Source organism: Pedobacter cryoconitis (assembly GCF_014207135.1).
GTDB lineage: Bacteria > Bacteroidota > Bacteroidia > Sphingobacteriales > Sphingobacteriaceae > Pedobacter > Pedobacter cryoconitis_D.
In genome coordinates this window covers 416,668-436,715 of the sequence record NZ_JACHCC010000003.1, presented here as the reverse complement: position 1 = coordinate 436,715, position 20,048 = coordinate 416,668, and the positions used below count along the sequence as shown (strand labels likewise).

At 39.0% G+C, this 20,048-nt stretch carries 22 protein-coding genes; 6 read left to right on the top strand and 16 right to left on the bottom strand.

All coding sequences use genetic code 11. From position 1 onward, the window contains the following. Window positions 1–2 precede the first annotated feature (2 nt). From HDF25_RS07340 to HDF25_RS07325, 4 genes are all read right to left on the bottom strand, one after another. Window positions 3–572, bottom strand: coding sequence for a hypothetical protein (locus HDF25_RS07340; RefSeq protein ID WP_184624079.1), 570 nt, complete (start codon window positions 570–572; stop codon window positions 3–5). Further along, on the bottom strand, window positions 565–1,113 hold the full coding sequence (locus tag HDF25_RS07335; protein ID WP_184624078.1) for an OmpH family outer membrane protein: 549 nt from the start codon (window positions 1,111–1,113) through the stop codon (window positions 565–567). Before HDF25_RS07335 ends, HDF25_RS07340 begins: the two co-directional genes overlap by 8 nt. 414 nt (window positions 1,114–1,527) lie before the next feature. Then, entirely contained in the window at window positions 1,528–2,253 is a 726-nt protein-coding gene (locus HDF25_RS07330) for a ThuA domain-containing protein (protein WP_184624077.1), read from the bottom strand. A gap of 49 nt (window positions 2,254–2,302) precedes the next feature. Next, window positions 2,303–2,929, bottom strand: coding sequence for a flavin reductase family protein (locus HDF25_RS07325; RefSeq protein ID WP_184624076.1), 627 nt, complete (start codon window positions 2,927–2,929; stop codon window positions 2,303–2,305). 97 nt (window positions 2,930–3,026) lie between these two features. Here HDF25_RS07325 and HDF25_RS07320 point away from each other — a divergent pair, with 97 nt between their 5' ends. Next, window positions 3,027–3,713 carry an ArsR/SmtB family transcription factor gene (locus tag HDF25_RS07320; protein WP_184624075.1) on the top strand — a complete coding sequence of 229 codons (687 nt, stop codon included), beginning with the start codon at window positions 3,027–3,029 and terminating at the stop codon, window positions 3,711–3,713. A gap of 42 nt (window positions 3,714–3,755) precedes the next feature. On the opposite strand, the gene HDF25_RS07315 is transcribed toward HDF25_RS07320, so the two are convergent. From HDF25_RS07315 to HDF25_RS07295, 5 genes are read right to left on the bottom strand one after another with little or no spacing between them, the layout of a single operon-like run. Further along, window positions 3,756–4,388 carry a hypothetical protein gene (locus HDF25_RS07315; RefSeq protein ID WP_184624074.1) on the bottom strand — a complete coding sequence of 211 codons (633 nt, stop codon included), beginning with the start codon at window positions 4,386–4,388 and terminating at the stop codon, window positions 3,756–3,758. A gap of 51 nt (window positions 4,389–4,439) precedes the next feature. Beyond that, window positions 4,440–4,655, bottom strand: coding sequence for a hypothetical protein (locus tag HDF25_RS07310; RefSeq protein WP_184624073.1), 216 nt, complete (start codon window positions 4,653–4,655; stop codon window positions 4,440–4,442). A gap of 18 nt (window positions 4,656–4,673) precedes the next feature. Then, window positions 4,674–5,972: a TolC family protein gene (locus tag HDF25_RS07305; RefSeq protein ID WP_184624072.1), complete on the bottom strand. Its 1,299-nt coding sequence runs from the start codon at window positions 5,970–5,972 to the stop codon at window positions 4,674–4,676. Between the two features lie 18 nt (window positions 5,973–5,990). After that, window positions 5,991–7,571 (bottom strand): DHA2 family efflux MFS transporter permease subunit, encoded by a 1,581-nt coding sequence (locus HDF25_RS07300; protein ID WP_184624071.1) that lies wholly within the window; start codon window positions 7,569–7,571, stop codon window positions 5,991–5,993. Between the two features lie 9 nt (window positions 7,572–7,580). Then, the gene (locus HDF25_RS07295; protein WP_184624070.1) at window positions 7,581–8,630 is read right to left on the bottom strand and encodes an HlyD family secretion protein; all 1,050 of its coding nucleotides are present in this window, start codon (window positions 8,628–8,630) and stop codon (window positions 7,581–7,583) included. A 138-nt stretch (window positions 8,631–8,768) separates the two neighbouring features. Between HDF25_RS07295 and HDF25_RS07290 the strand changes: the two genes are divergently transcribed. Together HDF25_RS07290 and HDF25_RS07285 are read left to right on the top strand one after the other, a co-directional pair. Next, window positions 8,769–9,224 carry a MarR family winged helix-turn-helix transcriptional regulator gene (locus HDF25_RS07290; RefSeq protein WP_184624069.1) on the top strand — a complete coding sequence of 152 codons (456 nt, stop codon included), beginning with the start codon at window positions 8,769–8,771 and terminating at the stop codon, window positions 9,222–9,224. Between the two features lie 28 nt (window positions 9,225–9,252). Beyond that, window positions 9,253–9,513, top strand: a complete 261-nt coding sequence (locus tag HDF25_RS07285; protein ID WP_184624068.1) for a flavodoxin family protein — start codon at window positions 9,253–9,255, stop codon at window positions 9,511–9,513. A gap of 107 nt (window positions 9,514–9,620) precedes the next feature. On the opposite strand, the gene HDF25_RS07280 is transcribed toward HDF25_RS07285, so the two are convergent. From HDF25_RS07280 to HDF25_RS07255, 6 genes are read right to left on the bottom strand one after another with little or no spacing between them, the layout of a single operon-like run. After that, window positions 9,621–10,973 carry a TolC family protein gene (locus tag HDF25_RS07280; protein WP_184624067.1) on the bottom strand — a complete coding sequence of 451 codons (1,353 nt, stop codon included), beginning with the start codon at window positions 10,971–10,973 and terminating at the stop codon, window positions 9,621–9,623. 8 nt (window positions 10,974–10,981) lie between these two features. Further along, window positions 10,982–12,121, bottom strand: a complete 1,140-nt coding sequence (locus tag HDF25_RS07275; protein WP_184624066.1) for an ABC transporter permease — start codon at window positions 12,119–12,121, stop codon at window positions 10,982–10,984. Then, window positions 12,121–13,089: an HlyD family secretion protein gene (locus HDF25_RS07270; protein WP_184624065.1), complete on the bottom strand. Its 969-nt coding sequence runs from the start codon at window positions 13,087–13,089 to the stop codon at window positions 12,121–12,123. Before HDF25_RS07270 ends, HDF25_RS07275 begins: the two co-directional genes overlap by 1 nt. A 22-nt stretch (window positions 13,090–13,111) precedes the next feature. Continuing rightward, entirely contained in the window at window positions 13,112–13,816 is a 705-nt protein-coding gene (locus HDF25_RS07265) for an ABC transporter ATP-binding protein (protein WP_184624064.1), read from the bottom strand. 25 nt (window positions 13,817–13,841) lie between these two features. Continuing rightward, window positions 13,842–14,252 (bottom strand): DUF2141 domain-containing protein, encoded by a 411-nt coding sequence (locus HDF25_RS07260; protein WP_184624063.1) that lies wholly within the window; start codon window positions 14,250–14,252, stop codon window positions 13,842–13,844. A gap of 21 nt (window positions 14,253–14,273) precedes the next feature. Then, window positions 14,274–15,194, bottom strand: a complete 921-nt coding sequence (locus HDF25_RS07255) for a DUF6268 family outer membrane beta-barrel protein (protein WP_221450870.1) — start codon at window positions 15,192–15,194, stop codon at window positions 14,274–14,276. 23 nt (window positions 15,195–15,217) lie between these two features. Here HDF25_RS07255 and HDF25_RS25820 point away from each other — a divergent pair, with 23 nt between their 5' ends. Then, window positions 15,218–15,340: a hypothetical protein gene (locus tag HDF25_RS25820; protein WP_260409337.1), complete on the top strand. Its 123-nt coding sequence runs from the start codon at window positions 15,218–15,220 to the stop codon at window positions 15,338–15,340. Between the two features lie 94 nt (window positions 15,341–15,434). Here the strand turns inward: HDF25_RS25820 and HDF25_RS07250 are convergent, their stop codons facing one another. Continuing rightward, on the bottom strand, window positions 15,435–16,325 hold the full coding sequence (locus tag HDF25_RS07250) for a helix-turn-helix domain-containing protein (protein WP_184624062.1): 891 nt from the start codon (window positions 16,323–16,325) through the stop codon (window positions 15,435–15,437). Window positions 16,326–16,849: 524 nt separating this feature from the next. Between HDF25_RS07250 and HDF25_RS07245 the strand changes: the two genes are divergently transcribed. Together HDF25_RS07245 and HDF25_RS07240 are read left to right on the top strand one after the other, a co-directional pair. Further along, on the top strand, window positions 16,850–18,403 hold the full coding sequence (locus HDF25_RS07245) for a capsule assembly Wzi family protein (protein ID WP_221450869.1): 1,554 nt from the start codon (window positions 16,850–16,852) through the stop codon (window positions 18,401–18,403). Continuing rightward, window positions 18,393–20,003, top strand: coding sequence for a gliding motility protein RemB (locus tag HDF25_RS07240; protein ID WP_184624061.1), 1,611 nt, complete (start codon window positions 18,393–18,395; stop codon window positions 20,001–20,003). Before HDF25_RS07245 ends, HDF25_RS07240 begins: the two co-directional genes overlap by 11 nt. Window positions 20,004–20,048: the final 45 nt, after the last annotated feature.

Below are 20,048 nucleotides of genomic sequence, written 5' to 3'. Positions count from 1 at the left end.
GGTTAATTCTTGAGATTGATATGTGTAAATTGATCTAGGTCCTTTTTTTGAAATACAACTTTGGTATCCCCAATATTGAATCCTAATTCATCCAAATCGAGTTCATATTGAGATTCTGGTAATTTTGTTTTAAAAATCAGTAGTAATGAATTTGCCGGAGAGGTACCGAATTCATTTGAAAATGTAGAATTTTCCAGTTGTACGGTATCTTTTTTATCGACAATTAACCGGCAAAACTGACTAGTATTATAAGATAAGTTTTCAACGAGCTTTGAATAGGTATTCATCGCTCCCGCCTGTAACAAAGCTTCTCTGTTCTCTTTACTAAATGAAATCATAAAATACTGCAACGAATCCAGCTTATTTACAGGCTTTGTTTTCCCGTAAATTAACTCTGGTCTGAGCGCATAGACTTCCATTTTTAGGCCTGATCGATGATTAATGGTCTTTTTAACCCCATTTTCCTCATCATGTAGGTAGTTTTGCAATTGCTCCCTGTTCATTTGCTTAGGCGCACAGGAAATCAACAAGATACTTATCCCAGATAGAATACCAAAAACAACCTTATTCATACTGACGGTTGATTTCTTTTAGAATCTCATCCGTGATGTCATATTTATCATTGGCGTAAGCAATCGTTCCTGTATTATTAGCTATGAAAATAATATCATAGTTCTTTTCTTTACCATACTGCTTCAAAAATTGATTTAGCTTTTCTATAGCAGATTGCGTCAGCTTTCCTTCTTCTGTTTTTAATGACGCATTCATTGACTGCTGATAATCAGAAAGCTGTTTTTTGTGATACTTTACGGAGTCTACGTACTGCTGTGCAATGGCTTTATTTGATCTGAATTTTTCAATTTTCATAATATCAAGCTTTACCCTCCCTGATAAGGTATCCATCCTTTCTCTATAGAGATCAACTTTTTTCTGAAACTCAGTTTTAGCAATTAAAATTCCCTTGTAGTTTTGATATATCTTATTAGAATCAATATACGCGGTCCTGGTTTTGAAAACTAATTGTAGTAATAGCAGGTAAACGATTGTACAAGTGAATAAAACGTTTAGTACCACCTGGCGATTGAGAGCCTTAACAGAGATTAACTTTAGCATTTAAAAAATATATGATACGAGAGTTAAAATTATACAGAGATTAGTTATTGGTCCTAGTGATATCAATATAACTAATACCCGCATAATTTCAGAATTGTAATTTGGTTTAACGTCAGACAAGAGAATCAATCTATTGACTGACCAACTTAGATTTTCCTGGTAGATATTTCCTGAGGCGAATTTATATATATTATTGACAATGTCAACGATAATTTCTTATCAATTATATACATATTTATATTTTATTTATTATTTAATTATTTAATATTCAATACTTAATATTAAATTCACACAAAAGGAAATTTCGGTTAACTCTAAGATCACACTGTGACCAAAACAGGAATAAACTAATCTTGTTTCTTGATGTTTATAGAGGCTGTTATTTTAACACCACATGTAGTGCAGGCATACAGGCTAACCACCAATTGCATACAGAATGCCACCCAGTAAGTGTTTCAAATAATTTTCTTCTGTGTACGACTCCTCCGTATGCCCTAATTCAGTATACCACGAACGTCCACCATCATAGTTATGATACCAGGCCATTGGATGAAAATCCCCGTTAATACCACCTTTATATGATTTCTCATCAATAGTGATTAATACTTTTATATCCTTATTCAGATTCTTGAAATTATACCATTCATCTTTACGTTTCCAAACTGCCGGAAGATGTTTGGTAGAAATATGTGTACGGTCTACCACATTTAATACGGCTACCTGCTGATTGGGATGACTGACAAAATAAGCTCCTACCAAAGCACCGTACCACGGCCAGTTGTATTCTGTATCCGTAGCTGCATGTACCCCTACAAATCCTCCCCCCGCCTGGATGTATTTTTCAAAACTTGCCTTTTGGTTTGCATCAAGTATATCACCTGTGGTTTGCAGAAAAACTACGGCCGCATATTTCTTCAGTGAATCCTGATTAAAATACGCTGCATTTTCTGTTGTATCAACATCAAAGGCATTTTCTGAGCCCAGTTTAATAATCGCCGCTTTTCCGACTGCAATAGAACTGTGTCTGAAGCCTCCTGTCTTTGAAAACACGAGAATACGAGGTTTTGCAGGATGATCAGCATTAGCCAGCAGCATAAAAGGCATGGAAAAGAAACAGAGTAACAGGATCAGATTTTTCATGATTTGAATTTATAATTAAAAAAATGGCAAGTTTACGGTAAGTTATTATTTAAATCTCAGCTCTGAAATTTTTTCCTACTTTTTCTCCCAGTGCATAGTAATGGCGAAAACTATAAATCAGCGGCGACCATAATGCAGGGTCGATATAGTTCTGATTGGTAACCAGATGCTCATGAGCTCTTACATTAATTACTTTTACCTGTACCGCAGCAATTAAAGGGGTTCCATCAGTGCCATATTCCATAATATAATGGTGTTGAAGAGTCGCTTCCAATTGCAGTGGACAGTCCGCAATGGCTTGCGGAGTAACTTTCTCTGCCGGCATCATCTGAAAATCACCTGCCAGAAATTTATCTGGTTCATACCGGTACTGTTTACTTTTATTTTCAGGCACAGGATTTAATCCTGTTAAACCTGCTATTCTTTCAATTTTTTCAAATAAGCCGGCGGATGGCAGGTTAACGACACATTCTTTAGTCAGGATCAGGTTCTGATAGGTTTTGCTGTCACAACCTAGTCCAAGGAGCAGGTTATAGCCTAAAGCCCAGGCAGATGATATGGGGCCGATGTTTGATATCCCCTTTTCATCAATGGTAGTAATTAAAGCGACAGGAGTACCGAAATATAAAATCTTAGGTTGAATGGTTAAAAAAGGAGTTGTGTTTCTGAGATGCATAACTGAATTTATTTACGCTGTAAATCTCTCTCATTATCTAAAGATATAGTTCATTTTAAAATGAACTATATCTTTTATAAACCAGGTATATTTGATCATGGAAATCGCACAATTGGAGAACATAGCAACATTAATAGGTGAACCGGCCCGAATTAAGATGTTATGGGTTTTAATGGATGGTAAGGCTTATACGGCAACAGAGTTATCTTTATTTGGCGAGGTGTCTCCTCAAAGTGCAAGTATGCACCTGGGTAAACTGGTACAGGCCGGGCTTTTAAAGGTTATTGCCCAGGGCAGGCATCGTTATTTCAGTTATGCCAATGATGAGGTCGCCTATGCTATTGAAGCACTGGCCAACCTGGTTCCGGTTCAGAAAGAATCTTGCCAGTCTGGTGCTAAAAATGTTCCGGTTAAAAATTGCAGGACATGTTACGATCATATTGCCGGGAAAGCGGGCGTGGCAATTACCGACAGGATATTAAAACTAGCGTATCTTTCAGAAAAAGGTCAGCAATATGAATTGACTGATAAAGGACATTCGTTTTTTACTGGTTTTGGTATTGACACGGATGTTTTACTAAAACTAAAAAGACCGTTTGCCAGACCTTGTCTAGACTGGAGTGAAAGACGGTTTCATCTTGCAGGGTCTCTGGGACGTGCTATTCTGGAAAAAATGTTTCAGGATGACTGGATGCGCCGTACTCAGAATTCAAGAGCTTTAGTAATCACATCAAAAGGGGAAAGAAGTCTTTATGATATCCTAGGGGTAGAACTCCCGGGATAGAATTCAAAGCCGGTGCCCGTTTATACGCGCACCGGCTAGTGATTACAATTTTGCGCTGAGTTTACCAGCTATTGCAAGTAATTGTTCCAGGGTTGTTCCTGCCGGAGCTGACATCTCTACAAACAATCTTCCCTTTTTCACAAAAACAAGAGAGTTAATGTTGTTCACAGGATCATGACGGCTGATTGCTTTCTGACCTTCAAAATCTACTTTCTTTTGGGTAACGACATTTTCAGCTCCTTTGGCTGGTTTACTGTCTTCAGCTGCCATCGGACCAATGTAAAACATCATATACTTACCAGCACCTTTTTCTCCGGCACAATCCGTAACGGATACTTTATAAGGAGCTTCTTTGGCTTTAGCATAGTCACCACTAACTGCCTGTCCAAATAGATCATTTGCAGTCAGATCAGCTAATTTAAGTCCATCCAGTTCCTCCGGAAGAAGTTTTTTCGCTTCTTGTTCCGTGTAAGGCTTAAGCTTTTTTAATTCTTCCAGTCTGGAAAGATCTGTACTGGGTTGTTCGCTGCTTGTTGCAGTTGTAGCTGGTGCAGATGAACTAACCGTGGCTGCTGTGCTATCTTTTCCGGTTTGAATGTTGTTGTTGTTGCTTGGTTTACATGCATAGACAAATAAGGATGCCGAAATGATGGAAACCACATAGATACGTTTCATAAAGTGATTTTTATACGATAGTACAAATATTTCCTGATTTTCTGCAACAATTCACCAATCCATTTTATGGCAATCATATCCACAGGACCTGACCAGGGCTATAACTTCAGGTCGTTCCAATGTACCAGTCACTACACGTAAAACTTTTTCCTCATCACTCAGATCGACAGACCAGTCAGCAATATCCCTGCGCTGATCAAATTGTCTCTTTAACTTGTGAATATCTGCTTCGGTATTGATATTGGAAACGAAAATGAAAACTCTCATGGTCAGTTATTTAATTGTTTACCAGTATTTGATTCCTGTTAATCTTGCCATTTCAACCTGCGCAACACAGAGCTGATAAGCATACTGCAATTTTGTTAGTTCTGCTCTTTGTACATTGGTACTCGCATTAGTCAGCTCCAGATTAGTACCAGTCCCATTTCTATACCTGCTTTGTGCAAGTTTCTGTGCTTCTTTCGCCTCGTTAATCTGCCTGTCCGCATTCACCATACTCGACCGGTTACTTTTAATATCGGTCAGAACCTGCTGGATATTACTACGATAAGTATTGTTCAGACTTTCTGAGGCCAACTGGGTCTGTTTAAGCTGGCTTTGAGATAACCTGGCCTGCTTCCTGGCCTTACCACCTTCATAAATCGGAATATTTAAAGTTACACCTGCTGTATAGTTATAGATAAACCTGTTCAAATCGTTTGGATAACCATTAGCATAACCAGTACCAGCACTTAATCTGACTGATGGCTTCCCCCCTGTTTTACTAACCGCCAGATCAGCCTCGGCCTGTACAATTTTATCTTTTAATAATTTAAATTCTGGGTTATAATTTGTCGCATTTTCGAATGATTTATCTACCCCTTCCTCTAAACCCTGAACCGGGAAAACAAAATCGGCAGGATCTGTACTGATCTTTGCACCGGTGGTATATTCCATCAGAATATATTGTTTGTTTAAAGTATTCTGCAAATCAATTTTGCGGTTATTTTCCTGATCAATACTAGACTGAATGGAAAGGACATCATACTTTAAGGCATCACCGTGTTTGTATTTAATTTCGGTGTCTTTACGGTTGCTTTCCAGAAAGCTGATCACACTGTTCTGGATCTCAATAGAAGATTTAAGATAAGCAATCTGATAATATATTCCGGATACCTGAGCAGCCATCTGGTTTTTATTATAATCCATATTATCTTTAGCATATTGTAATGAAGCTTTCGCACGATCTACCCCTGCTTTCACCACTCCAAAATCCCAGAGTGTATAACTTCCGTTCAGCGAAGTCTTGTAATTGTTTTTGGGCATCATAGCGAAAGTCCTGGTTTCGGCACCCATCGGGATACTGATCTCTGATACCGGATTAATATAGTTGTAACTTCCTGTAGCCTGAAAAGATGGCAATGCCGGAGACTTAGCCAGGACTATGCGTTGCTGCTCCACATCTATAGCTTGTCCCAGTTCTTTAAACTGAGGAAAGTAGTTAAAAGATTGGTTGATAAGTGCAGACAGGTTTCCCGACCCCTGCTGCGCGTAAATTGCAGTAGAGAGAGAAAGTATGATAAGGGTACTGATTAAACGTTTCATGATATATATTTTTTATAATTAATGAGCTGCAGCTGCTACCTCTTCTCTGGTTTTAGCATCCATCGCCTGATTTTTAAGGAGCAGCATAAATGGTATAGCGCAGACGAAAAAGACGGCGATTAAGAAGAAGCCATCCAGGTATGCCTGCATTTGTGCCTGGCTGGAAATTGTGTTATCCAGAATCCCATAGGCCGCTTGTTTAGCCGCAAGCGGATTAATCCCTTTTGCAGTCAGTGTATGTGCGATACCATTGAGGCGTTCAGTAAACATGGGGTTATTTCCCTGGAGATTGGATACCAGATCGGAACGGTGCGTTGCAAAACGATTGGTCGCATAACTATTCATAATAGCAATCCCAAATGCACCGCCAAGCTGACGGAACATGTTGTTCAAAGAAATACCATAAGGCATATCTACGGGTTTCAGACCAACAACGGCCTGGCTAAGTAGTGGAATTGTTAAACAACCTGTCCCCAGTCCCCTGCATACCTGTGGCAATGTAAACCACCATTTGTCGGACTCGGCTGTTGCCAGCGAAGAAAGATATCCAAAAAGAATAAAAAGGATAAATCCTGCGACTACAAAGTACATCGGTTTGATCCCTTTACCCAGACCAGCTCCGATCAAAGGCATCGCAAAAATGGTGATCAGTGCGCCGGGCGCCATCGATATACCAGTCTCAGTTGGTGTATAACCCATTACCCGCTGGACCATAACCGGAAACAGATAAACTGATCCGAAAAGACCAAAACCACAGACAAAGGTTAAAACATTACTTCCTATCAGGTTCCGGCTCTTCAATACCCTTAAATTGATCACCGGATTTTTAGTGTAGAGTTCCCACCAGATAAAAAAGGCTATCCCCGAAACTGCGGCCATAGTCAGGTAACGGATAGATTCCGACTGGAACCAATCATCAGACTGCCCCTTTTCCAGTACATACTGCAATGCACCGATACCTACCATTAAAGACAGAATACCCAGATAATCAATCGGTATAGATTTTTTGTCAATATTATATTCTTCTGGTTTCCGGTCTATAAATTTCCAGGTCATTAAAGCCGCGATTATACCTATCGGAACATTGATATTAAAAATCAGTGCCCAATGATAATTATCTACAATATATCCTCCTAAAACAGGGCCGATGGTTGGGCCGATCACGATCCCCATTCCAAAAATTCCTCCTGCAATTCCTTTTTCTTCAGGTTTAAATTGTTCGAAAAGAATTCCCTGTGATACAGAAAGCAAAGCCCCTCCACCAATTCCTTGAATAAACCGCCATAAAACAAGCATCCACAATGACGTAGAGCTTCCACACATGTAGGAAGCGATCGTAAAAAGAATAATAGAACAGAGATAATAGTTTTTTCTTCCAAAATAGCGACTGAGAAACCCAGTCATTGGAATGATGATCACATTGGCTATCGCGTAAGCAGTAACTACCCAGGAAGCATCCTCTAAGGTTGCTCCCAGTGTACCGCTGATATTACTCAGCGCGACATTCACAATAGAAGTATCTATCAGTTCCATGATCGCTGCCGAAATGGTCGTGATGACAATAATGATCTTAATCAGTTTATTTGTGTTATCAGACATTTTGATAATTTAATCTACTCTTACATCAGCCTCTACACTTAAACCCGCTTTCAGAATTCCGCTTAGTGCAGCCGGATTATCTAATTCTATCCTTACTGGAACTCTTTGTGTCACTTTAACAAAGTTTCCTGTAGAGTTATCTGGTGGCAGCAATGAGAACCTTGCCCCCGTCGCATCACTGAAACCAGATACTTTTCCGGTGATTTTATGATCAGGGTAACCATCCACTTTAACTTCTACCAGCTGCCCGATTTTCATATGTTCAATCTGTGTTTCTTTGAAATTGGCCACAATCCAGTATTTATCATTAGTGATCAGGCTGAAAAGTTGCTGCCCTCCCTGTACATACTGGTTTTGTTTCAGATTCGTTTTCCCTACTTTACCACTAACAGGAGCTATAATCCTGGTATAAGAAAGATCCAGTCTGGCTCTGGCCAAAGCCGTTTCTTTAGCTGCTATGGCCGCCTTTGCTTTAGCTATCTGTGCTTCGGCAGTGCTGGTTTGTGTACCGGCCTGGGTTACTTTCCTTTTGCTGGCAATTAATTGTTTCTGCGCTGTCTGATAAGCAGACTGACTATTTTCAAACTGATGGCGGGTAATCGATCCTTCTTTAAATAAAGCACCATCCCTGTCAACATCTCTTTTCGCTTTTTGCAACCCGGTTTCTTCAATACTCATATCAGCCGAGGCGACTTCCTTGTTGGAGCCAATAGTAGGTAACTGAGATTCAGCACCACTGAGATCTGCCTTTGCGGCCAGTAAATCTGCTTCGGCCTGCTGCACAGCCAGAACATACTCACTATCATCTATAATGGCAATAGTATCCCCTGCTTTAACGCGCTGATAATCTATCAGTGAAAATTCTCTGATATAACCAGGCACACGACTAAGCACTGGTACAGAGTTGGTTTCAATTTGTGCGTTATCAGTACCTTCAAAATTCAGGGCATGATTTATTTTAGTAAAAGCGAAGTAGCAAACTACGATCGCCAAAATACCTACCGTTGCAAGTTTTGCTGTCAGTTTAGCTGGACTTTGTTTTTTTTCTTCTGTTTCCATGTTCTATTATTTTTCAACAAAAGTAAACTAAGTTGACTATATTAGTCAACTTAGTTTACTTTATTTATTAACAAAAATGTCAAATAATACATTTCAATGACAATTAGGAATTATATTAAAAAAACATACTTTTACAAAATGGAACAGCAAGACGGAACAGAAGATCTCATTTTCAGATTAGTTTACCTGATGAAGCGGGTGATGGACAGATGGACTGAATCAAAATTAGCAGGTATTACCCCTGAAAGCTTAAATGTTGTCCATTTGCCTTATTTTATGAGTATAGGGGATCATGGAATTTCCAATCATGCACTAATCCGTAAAATCAAAGTAACCAAACAAGGCGTAAGTAAAACAGTTAAAGAACTGGAAAACCTTGGTTTGGTCTATACTGAAAAAAGTGAAACTGATGCCAGGTCAATTATGATATTCCTTTCACCACAGGGGAAATTATTGTTTGATTCTATCCGACAGAATGGTTTAGAACTCCATACCGAATACAAGAAATTTGTAGGTACTAAAAACTTTGACACTACCCTGAGTACCCTTACAAAAATGATAGATTTCCATGAACGGCTGGAGAATGAGGCATAGCCTGGAAAATTCCATTAAACATCTATAGATGAATCCTGTAATAATTTTTGGCAGTTCAAGGTCTGACGGCAATACGAAACAATTGGTGGAGGTTATCACTCAACAGATCCAAATTGATAAAGTATATGATTTAAATGATTACAATATCGGCTATTTCGATTATTCATTTGACTATAAAAATGATGATTACCTGAGCCTGATGGAGGATATTTTAAAGTATGACGAACTGATTATTGTCTCGCCCGTTTACTGGTATGCATTAAGCGCCCAGCTCAAAACTTTTTTTTGACAGGTTTTCGGATTTGCTGAAATTGCGAAAAGATCTGGGGTATAAGCTAAAGGGAAAGAAATTATACTTCATTAGCTGTGGCTATGACAAACAAGTATATAAAGGTGTTATTTTATGAACTCAATAGTGCCATTTGCCTTTTTCCAGTCCAGCCACGCAATGATCAGTTCCTTTTTCAGCTTTTCATACTGTAATTTTAAATGCTGCAATCTGACCTCTCTGTCATTCAGTTCGTTTAATGACAACTGACTTTCTTTAAACCTTTCCTGATAGATGGCCACAGTTTCAGAGCTCAGGTTAATATTGCCTGTCAACGTATTCAGCTGCTGTAAAATATTGATAAACTTTGCGGCGGTACTTTGTATATCATGCTTTAACCTGTTGATTTCTTCTATCATTTGATATTCATTTTGTCTTTGCTGATACTTCAGCTGACTCAGCCGTTTGGCTGTCTGTTCTCCAAAAAGTACAGGTAGCTTTAATGAAACACCAACATAGCTATTCCCATACCATGAGTTTTGTTTAAACGGGTTTAACCGGTCACTAAACTGATCACCTCCCAGATAGGCATTCAAATTAATCAGAGGACTGTATTTTAAGCGTTCCAGCTTTTCTTTATTATTCAATACTTCATTTTTGATTTTCAGGATTTCTATTTTGGGTAAAGCAGTTAACCTGGTTTCATCCATATCCGAAATATCCTGACTTAAATTATAATCTTCCAGTACCAATAGTGGGGCACCTGATAAATCATTTCCGGTGACGTAAAGTAAATATTGCCTGGAAACCAATTCCGCATTCCTGGCATTATGGTATTGCTGAACATTATCATAGTGTGTGACCAATGTCTCGTTCACCTCTGCTTTGAGTATCCTTTGATTAAGAAATTTCTCCCTGACCATTTTTAAACTCAGTGCCGTCCTGACCGTATCATTCACTGCGATCCGGACTTGTTCTGCAGAAGCCAGTACGTTCAGATAAGCTTTCGCAACTTCATAGGTCAATTCCAGTTCTGCATCTTTCTCATTCAGCCGGGCCAGCTTTTCCTGTAACTTTGATTCGCGGACCAATTTGGAAACAGAGATATCTAACAAAGGCTGTTGAACAGTCAAACCAGCATTTTGTGTATAGCTGGTACCCATTTTCAAAGCTTTCCCAGCCCCTGTGGGTACATTAGAATTCAATTCACCAAGAGGAATAATACCAGATGCAATAATCGGATGATACTGATAGTTATAATCCAGACTTATTTTTGGTAAGTATCTGGCATTTAATTCAGTTGTTTTAAGCTGACTGATCCGGGTTTCCATTTCCAGAGAAGCCAGTAAGCGCCGGTTATTTTTAGCTGCTCTTATTGCGTTCTGTAAGGTCAACTTATCACTTTGTGCATAACCATTCAAAAAAAAGGTCATTAAAACAGACAGCGTAAATGCCGAATATGATTTCATTTTATTGTTCATAATATATTTTATCCCCTGAATACAGAGGCTGGTTCAACATCTTTAATTCTGCGGATGGCAAATACTGCCCCGAGTAATGCAATTGAAAAAGTGATTAGTAAAATGCCCATCACCATAACTGGTTTAAATTCAATCAGCAAACCTGCTTGTGACATGCCTTTCTGAAATCCCATCAGAAAAGCTAACGCGATGATAAAGCCAACCACAGCGAACAAGGTGGCCTGTGTCAGAATCAGGTTCCGGATATACACATTGGTGGCGCCAATAGCTTTTAAAGTCCCGTAATCCTTGATTCTGTCCAATGCAGAGGAATACATAGTTAATCCGATTATAAAGAAGCCGGCAATAACAGCGAAACCAACCAATGAACCGGTACTCGCCCCTAGTCCGGTCGAACTGAGTACGCTATCAATAGTGGAGGAACTTAATTCGGAAGTCTTCCAGGCCTTTACTCCGGGAATAGCCTGGTTTATTTGTCTGACAACCTGGTCCACATCTTCCTGGGGTCTGACTTTTACCAATACCGCACTGATATTTGTGGACGGAATATGCCCGTAATACCTTGCTCTTTCCAGAGTAGTGTACATCAGATAACCACCCCAACCACGGATACCTTTAGTCTGGACAGTGATTACGGCACGTTTACCGTTTATTTCAAACTCAACGCCAACATTTGAAGAGCCTCCAAAATTATTCCTGTCATAATATTCTGCCGAGACACCTGCTTCCTGCAACAGATCATTACGCTGACCCTCTATAATTTTAGCACCATCGGGACCCGCTTTAAAATATGGAAATTCACTGCCGATGAGATTAACATTTGCACTCGTCCCGTCCGGAAATTTAGCTTTCCCCCCTGTAATAACTATCGGAAAAGCTTCTTCCACCCCTGGCAAACTTTTAATTTCTCTTTCTTTCCTCGTATCTAACAGGATGAGTTGATTGGCATCGGCTGTTTTGCTATCTACAACCCAGATATCTGCTGTTGTATTTTTAACCAGCACACTCATCAGACTTGTCAGGAAGTTAAACGTTCCCAGTTGCTGACCGATCAGAAAAGTACTGATTACGATCCCTATCACAATTCCAATACTCTTTGTCTGATCAAAGCGAATAAACTTCCAGGCAGTAATAATTGTAGATTTCATCAGTCTATTTTTGATTGCACGATACATTCAACACGGGAATTAATGAGGTAACCTGTCTGGTCATTTAACAGGATCTTGACCTCTCTCACTCTCCTGTCTTCCTGATCACCTGCCTGCTCTGAAAAAAGAGATTTTCGTTTAAGTGCCGAAGAGGCAAAAATCAATTTTCCCTTTCCCAGGATCCGATGGGAACCTATCTGGCGGATCACTGCCTGCTGGCCTTCTCTGATTTTATCAGCAAAAAGTTCATCGATTTCACAGGTAGCAACCAGTCTCCCTTTGGGTATGAATTCTGCAAAAGACTGATTGGCCATTAATGCAGCTCCTTTTATAGCCTTCATATCCATGATCTGCCCATCGCCTAAAGCTTTCACAAAATGTTGCTGTAATTCTCTGGCAAATACATCTGCTTCCTGTTCTGCTTCTTTCAGTCTTGCGCTGGATACAACGATCTGTTTTTGTAATTGCGCCGTCTTCACCTGGCAAACTTTGACATCAGTTTCGAGATTATCTAAGTTCTGTCTTGTTTCTGCTCCTTTAGCGTACAGATTTTTTATTCTGCCCAGTTCCAGCTCTTTATTACTTAAAAGAACCTTCTGTTCTTCCAGATTTGATTCTGCAATCCTGATCTCAGCCAATTGTGTAATAACCCTTCGTTTTGCCTGTTCCATTTTTGCATCCTGTACAGTATGTTCAAGTTCGAGGATCAGCTCTCCTTTCAGAATCTGATCATTCTCTCTTTTATATACTTCGGTGATGATCCCGGTTACCGCTGTAGCCAGCGATACCACTTTCCCTTCTGGTTCAATTCGTCCTAAGCCTACAATTTCATGGTTCGCAATGTCTTGTTGTGCTGAAGATAAACTGGGTTCCTTCTTTGCCTCTGCCGGCTTGCAGCCAAAAGAGCAGGCACAACAGACCAGTAGTACCAGGTAAATGAATACCAGGTAAATAAATGTCTTTTTCATCCGTATATATTGTTTTTTAATATTAATGAGGGAGGAGACTGAGATGTTCCACCTCGGCTGCCAAACCATTATCTACGTAGATTATTCTGTCAGCATATTGTTTAAGCCGCATATCGTGGGTAACCACGATTACGCTCTTTCCGTTTATCGCCAGTGTTTTAAGCTCCTCCATAACAACACCGACACTTTTAGGGTCCAACGCAGCGGTCGGTTCATCACAAAGTATAATGGGAGGATCAGTTACCAGGGCCCTTGCGATAGCTACTCTTTGCTGTTGTCCCCCACTGAGCATTTTGGGCAGGTTCTTCATCCGGTCTTTCATACCAACCAGTTCGAGTGCTGCTTCGGCTTTTTGTTTATTGCCGGCTGCTTTGTTATTTCTAAGCTGTAGTGGTATCATTACATTTTCCAGCGCATTGAGTGGGGCAATAAGGTTAAACCCCTGAAATACAAAACCAATCTTACCCAGCCTCAGCACTGACAATTCGTTAGCAGACAATAAGTTTGCCTGTTGACCATCAATAAAAACATCTCCTCCGGTTGGATAAATAACGCATCCCAGCAATGATAACAAAGTAGTTTTCCCTGAACCGGAGGGACCTAATATCAGGGTCAGCTCTCCGGTTTTAAACTGCAGAGAGGTAGAATGCAGGGCCGTAATCAGGGTATCTCCCGTCTGATAAGTTTTATATACCTGCATCACTTCTGCAATAGTTCTATTTTTCATTGGAGTATAATTGTTTCTTATCCACTTATAGAAGACTGATCACCTGACTGGTATCTTCATTTACCGTTACTGAACATTCATTAAATTTCGGCTTCGAGGATGGTTTGAAATTATTGCCATAACCAACTGGTTCTTCCGGGATTCCCAGCCAGTCCTGGTTGAGTTTCTTATTGTTGTCCAGATCCTGAAAAACAGTAATCGCATAGGTACCTTTTTTGGGTAAGTCTATAATGAATTTCAGGGTTGACTGGTCTGCTTTCTGGGTTTTACTGAGGAAGGAGGTTTTTAAAAAAACCTCTTTCTTATCGTATATATTGACCACGACCGTTCCCTTTCCAGGTTGCACCTTTTTGACCTCAATGGTCATTTTTACTGATTGTGCCTTTGTTATAACTGATAAACAAAGAGACAGGATGATAAGAATAAATGCTTTCATGATTAAATGGATTTTAATTATTTATTTTCTGCCGATTCTATAACTAAGCGTCAATTTGCCATAGGCCATATTGTTTACCGGAAAATCATTTACGGTTTTGTTTTTGGGATCGAACAATTCATATTTATTGAAAAGTCCCATCCCCCCCTGTGCCTGGACCCAGAAACTACCTGCAATACGCTGTTGTATCTGTAAACCTCCATGTATACTGGAGAACTGTGCATAATCAACCTCTCTTCCATTATACCCGGTATAGTTCTTCAGGTTAAACCGCGTCCAGTCTATGGAACCTGCTAAACCAACTCTTGTACCCGGAGCCACCTTGTAAAGTACATTCAGTCTTGGCCAGTAGAACTGGGCCAACCATTTATCATTGGAACTCCTGTAATCAACTGATATGCCCGGAGTAATTAAAACGTCTCCAAAAGAATATAAAGCATGGACTCCTAAACCGATCTCGAGATTGGATTCACTGCCGAATTTTTTAGATACACCCAATATCCCGTCTAAGATTACATCGTCAAAGGAGAGTGACTGCTTAAAGTCGGAGGCTATTGTTGGCATAATTATTCCTAAAACTGACCATCTTTCTGAAATGGGGTGTCGGACAACAATTACTGATTTGATTTCCTGGATTCTGTCTATCCGGTTTGGATCGGCTACCGATTTCTGATCGTATCTGAAATCCATCAGACGATAATTCAGGTTACTGAAGACAGTTGTCTTTCCAATTCTGAAAGGAGGAACCGGTAACCAGGCATCGTAAGTGTTCAGCTGAAACTTATTCCCTGATAATGAACTTCCGGCCGGCAAATCTTTAAAATAACTTTTATCGTGAACAGTAAGTGCAACGCCACCGACATCCTGAATAATCTGACTATGGCATTTACTGGATAAAAAGAGCGCTGAGATGATGACAAAAAGAATAGATAACTTATTCATGGTTTTATATTTACAATAGAATAATGCAGCGTTTAACCGCGGATAAAAAATCAGGAGGACAGGGAGATTTCTGCATGCGGGTCTTTAACCTGGAAACATGCACAGCAAGACCATATGGACAGATTATTCCAGGCCTGGTTTTGTAATAATTTCTGATGATAATATGTGTTCTCATTTCTTTGAATTTGATAAGACAAAGATGGAATGAAAACGAAAGAGGCTTTAAAACAAAACCTACCTTTACTCGGACAAATCTTGCATAAATGCGATCCGGTATTCGGAAGGGGTTATTCCGGTTACCTTTTTAAAGAGACGTCCGAAGTAACTGGGATCTCCATAATTTAGCTCAAAAGCAATTTCTGATACGCTCCTGGTCAGATCCTGTAAAAGTAACTGGCTTTGCAGAATACTTGCTTTATTAATCCATTCTTTCGGACTTATACCTGTAGTTTCCTTAATACACCGGTGCAGATAGTTTTCAGAAACGGATAACTTACTGGCATAAAATACAATTGTCTTTTGTGCTCTGTGGTGTTTGTAAACCAGTTCCTTAAAATTAAAGGTGATTTCGGTACTCCGGTTTACACCTTTATTCAGCTCTTTACTCGAAGTCAGTATTTTTTGTAGCCCAGCCTGCAAAAGGGAGTAACAAATTCCCAGATTAGGGTTTTCACTGTAAATCTCAATACTCAGCAATTCAAAAAGCGGGGTCAGCCACTCACTCGTTGTTCTGGATAAATGAATAACTGTATTTGCTGAAAAAAGTCTGATCAGCTCCTGTTTGGACAATAGCTGATTAATGGTCTGATCTTCGAATAAAATAATATGACCAGAAGCATCAGGGCTTACCTCTTTTAACGAAGTAACATTCCCCTGACGGATGAATAAGATCTCGTCTTCTTTGACAGACATCAGATCTGCATCCACCTGCTGTTTCGCATTTCCGCGGGTGATGTGAATTATCGAATTGAAATCCTGTCTGTGTAATGGCGTTGGGACTTTTATAAAACCAGATGTTCTGGCTATGTCATGTATCTGGACAGGTGTTTTTAAAATTGCAAAATCCATTGACATTTCAGACATATACTGTCCTCTGAAATCGGTTGGAGTTATTCTCTTTATTTTAGTCACAGTACAAAATTAACAGCTGTATCTCAGTGATTGAAATCTGCCAGGGCAATTTTAATTCTTTTTTCTCAAAAACCAGTTTTTTTTCAAGCCAGGTAGCCAGAAAATGGCCGGTAAAGATTTAACCTATATACCCTGATCAAAAGAGATTTCTTTAGGTATTTTAAAAAAACAAGAAATATCTATCCAAAAAAAAGGCCTCTATACAGCAATAAAGACCCTTTTTTACGTCAAAAAACTTAATACACCAAGGCAAAGTCGACAAACCAGTCACTAAATCTTATTTTTTGACGTTATAATAGTCGAAAAGAACAATTAAAACACTTTTGTATCGGTGTATGAGAATAGTTTAACACTGTACAAGTCTAATTCTCCGGTTAAATTAGTGGGTCTTTAATGTTTATTCTTTACTTTTGGAATTCTCTTTATCATAATGAGACCATCATAAACATACCAATATACACGCTAATGAAAAATAAAAAAATGAAATATCAACCTTTAAGACGCACCCCTAAATCTGAAACTTTATGAAGGATATTTACCTTACTAAAAATAAGGGGTTAATCTCGTTTGTCCTACTCTTTGCATTTATATTAATTAAGCCGGAACAGAGTAATGCACAATTAATATACCAGCCTTATTCTTATCAGTTCTATCAAAAACTGAACAAAAATGTGTATTCAGCAGAGGAGAACTCGCATACTGCACTTAAACCTTATCTGATCTCTGATTCAAGTGCGATGAGACCGCTTCATGATTCTTTAATGAATTCTCCGGCGAGCACAGTACACAGAAGCTGGGTTCACAGAAAGTTGTTCGATGAACATTTAGTCGATGTTAGAAATAAAGAATACACCTTCTATTTAGATTTTTTGCCCGATTTTCAACTGGGAAGAGAATTTAACGGTAGTAAAACTACCTGGCTGAATACACGTGGTTACCAGGCAGGCATTACGATCGGCCAGAAATTCTTCATCTATACCAGTGGATTCGAGAACCAGGCTCAGTTTTCCAATTATGAACTTAATTACACCACAAGAACCGGTATGGTGCCAGGACAAGCCTACAGTAAAGATCCAAGCCCATCCAAAGCGATTGACTGGTCTTACGTTACAGCATTAATGGGTTATTCAATTAATAAATCTATTACTGTCGAACTGGGCCAGGATAAAACCTTTATCGGTGACGGGTACAGATCGTTGTTATTGTCTGATTTTGCTGCTCCCTACCCTTTGCTTAGGCTAAAGGCAAACCTGGGCAAGAAGGTTCAGTACATGGCTATGTGGGCCTATATGCAGGATCAACATGCAACAGAATTTAATTCCTTTTATAACAACAGACGTAAATGGGGTGCCTTTCATTATGTAGACTGGACTATCAATAAAAATGCATCTTTAGGTTTTTTTAATGCTCTGGTTGCAGAAGAAGCAAATGATCAGGGTAAAGGACATGGCTTTGATCTGAATTACATTAATCCCATTCTGTTTTCTTCAGCTTTAAGACCATCAGGAACTACACCTGATCATACTTTAATAGGATTCAATGGTAAATACAAAGTATTAAAGAACACAACAGTATACGGTCAGCTGATTTTTGATCAGGCACCATCTCAAACAAACAAAAATAAAAATGCCTGGCAATTAGGTTTCAGAGGTGCGGACCTTTTTAAGGTCAACAGGTTAAATTATTTAGTTGAATACAATACAGCAACACCAAATACTTATACCTACTCAGCCCATCCAATTGTTAACTATAGTCAACTAAGTGAATCTCTGGCTCATCCCCTTGGTTCAGATTTTAGAGAGTGGCTAAGTATCATCAATTATTCAATTAATAAATTTGATTTCCAGGGCCAGCTTAATTATGCAAGATATGGCATTGATCAAAGTGGGCAACGGCTAGCTACATCTATGCGTTTTGCAGAAGGTAAAGTGGCTTATTTACTCAATCCCAAATATAATTTACGTTTAGAAGTTTCCGGTTTACTCAGACAAGAAAAAAACAGCTTGACTGACACTAAAACAGCCATGATAACTTTTGGATTAAGAAGCAGCTTTAGAAACCTATACCATGATTTTTAATTTACCTAATAAGCCAGTGTTTGTCCTGCTCCTGTTATGCATATTTGCTACAGGACCGGTGTTTGCGCAAACGATATATCCTTATCAGTTTTATCAAAAACTTAACCAGGACATATACTCTACAAAAAGTAATGAACATACCTCTTTAAAACCATTTATTGTAAATGACACTTTAATCAATCGTTCTATAGATTCTTTATTGAATCATAAACAGGATGATAAACAACACAGCCTGGCCTACAGAAAATTGTTTAGTGAGCATTTAATTGATATTAAAATGCCCCGTTCTGCATTTTATGCTGATCTCTTACCTGATTTTAGTATAGGCAGAGATTTCTCAGGACGTAAAACCACTGGTTTGGGTTCAATGGGTGTACAACTGGGAGGGACAATAGGCGATAAACTCTCTTATAATGTAAGCGGGTATTTAAGCCGGGGATCTTTCCCAAGTTATCTTACTGAATATATTAACCAGGTTGGAATTATACCGGGACAGGCTTATGCGCGTTATCCCGGCAAGGATGCTTATAACTGGGCTTATATAAGTGCTTCAGTAGCTTATACGCCTATTAAATATTTAACCATCAGTGCCGGTCGTGATAAAACTTTCATTGGAGATGGATACCGGTCTCTGCTGCTTTCAGATTATGCATCCCCCTATCCATTTTTCAAACTGACCGGAACACTGGGAAATGTGCGGTACATGGCCATGTGGACGTATATGAATGATCCTGCAACTACATCACAGTATCAGATTAACAGAAAGAAATTTGGAGTCTTCCATTACCTTGACTGGAGTGTAAACAAAAAATTGTCAATCGGATTTTTCGAAAATATTATGGGATTCTATACAGATGACAATGGAGCAAAACGCCCCTTTGATTTCAACTATATAAATCCGGTTATATTTATGAAACCTATTAATAATTCAGCCAATAATCCAGATAAATCCCTGCTGGGTTTAAATGTTAAATATAAATTCACTGATGGTATAACTGCCTATGGCCAATTTGCCTTAAATGAATTTCGTGCCAAAGATTTCTTCTCCAGTAATGGAAGTTTCGGTAACAAATATGGCTGGCAACTGGGCGTCAGAGGAGCTAATTTATTTAAAATCAAAGGCTTGAATTACCTGCTGGAAACCAATAGTGTAAAACCTTACACTTATGCTGCAAGATCTGCCATAGAGAATTATTCTTCCAACGGAGAGCCACTGGCACATCCGTGGGGAGCTAATTTCAGAGAACTTGTGGGTATATTAAATTATACTTATAAAAGATTTGATTTTAGCGGAGAGGTTGATTTAGGCAAATATGGATTAGATATGAATGGATTAAACTATGGAAAAGACATTTTCAAAGTTTACATAGATCCAGCAAGATATTATAACAATTATACTGGCCAGGGATTGGCTACAAATATGGTTTACCTTGAAGGAAAAGCATCTTTTCTAATTAATCCTAAATATAACCTAAGAATAGAATTAGGTGGAATTTTCAGGAATGAAACGAATGATGTATTCACAAACAGAACTACCTTATTAACTTTTGGAGTAAGAAGCTCTTTCCGTAGTCTTTATACAGATCTTACTTCTCATTAAGGTCTATAGCGAATCCATTCCCTGATCGTCTGATCAGGGAATGGA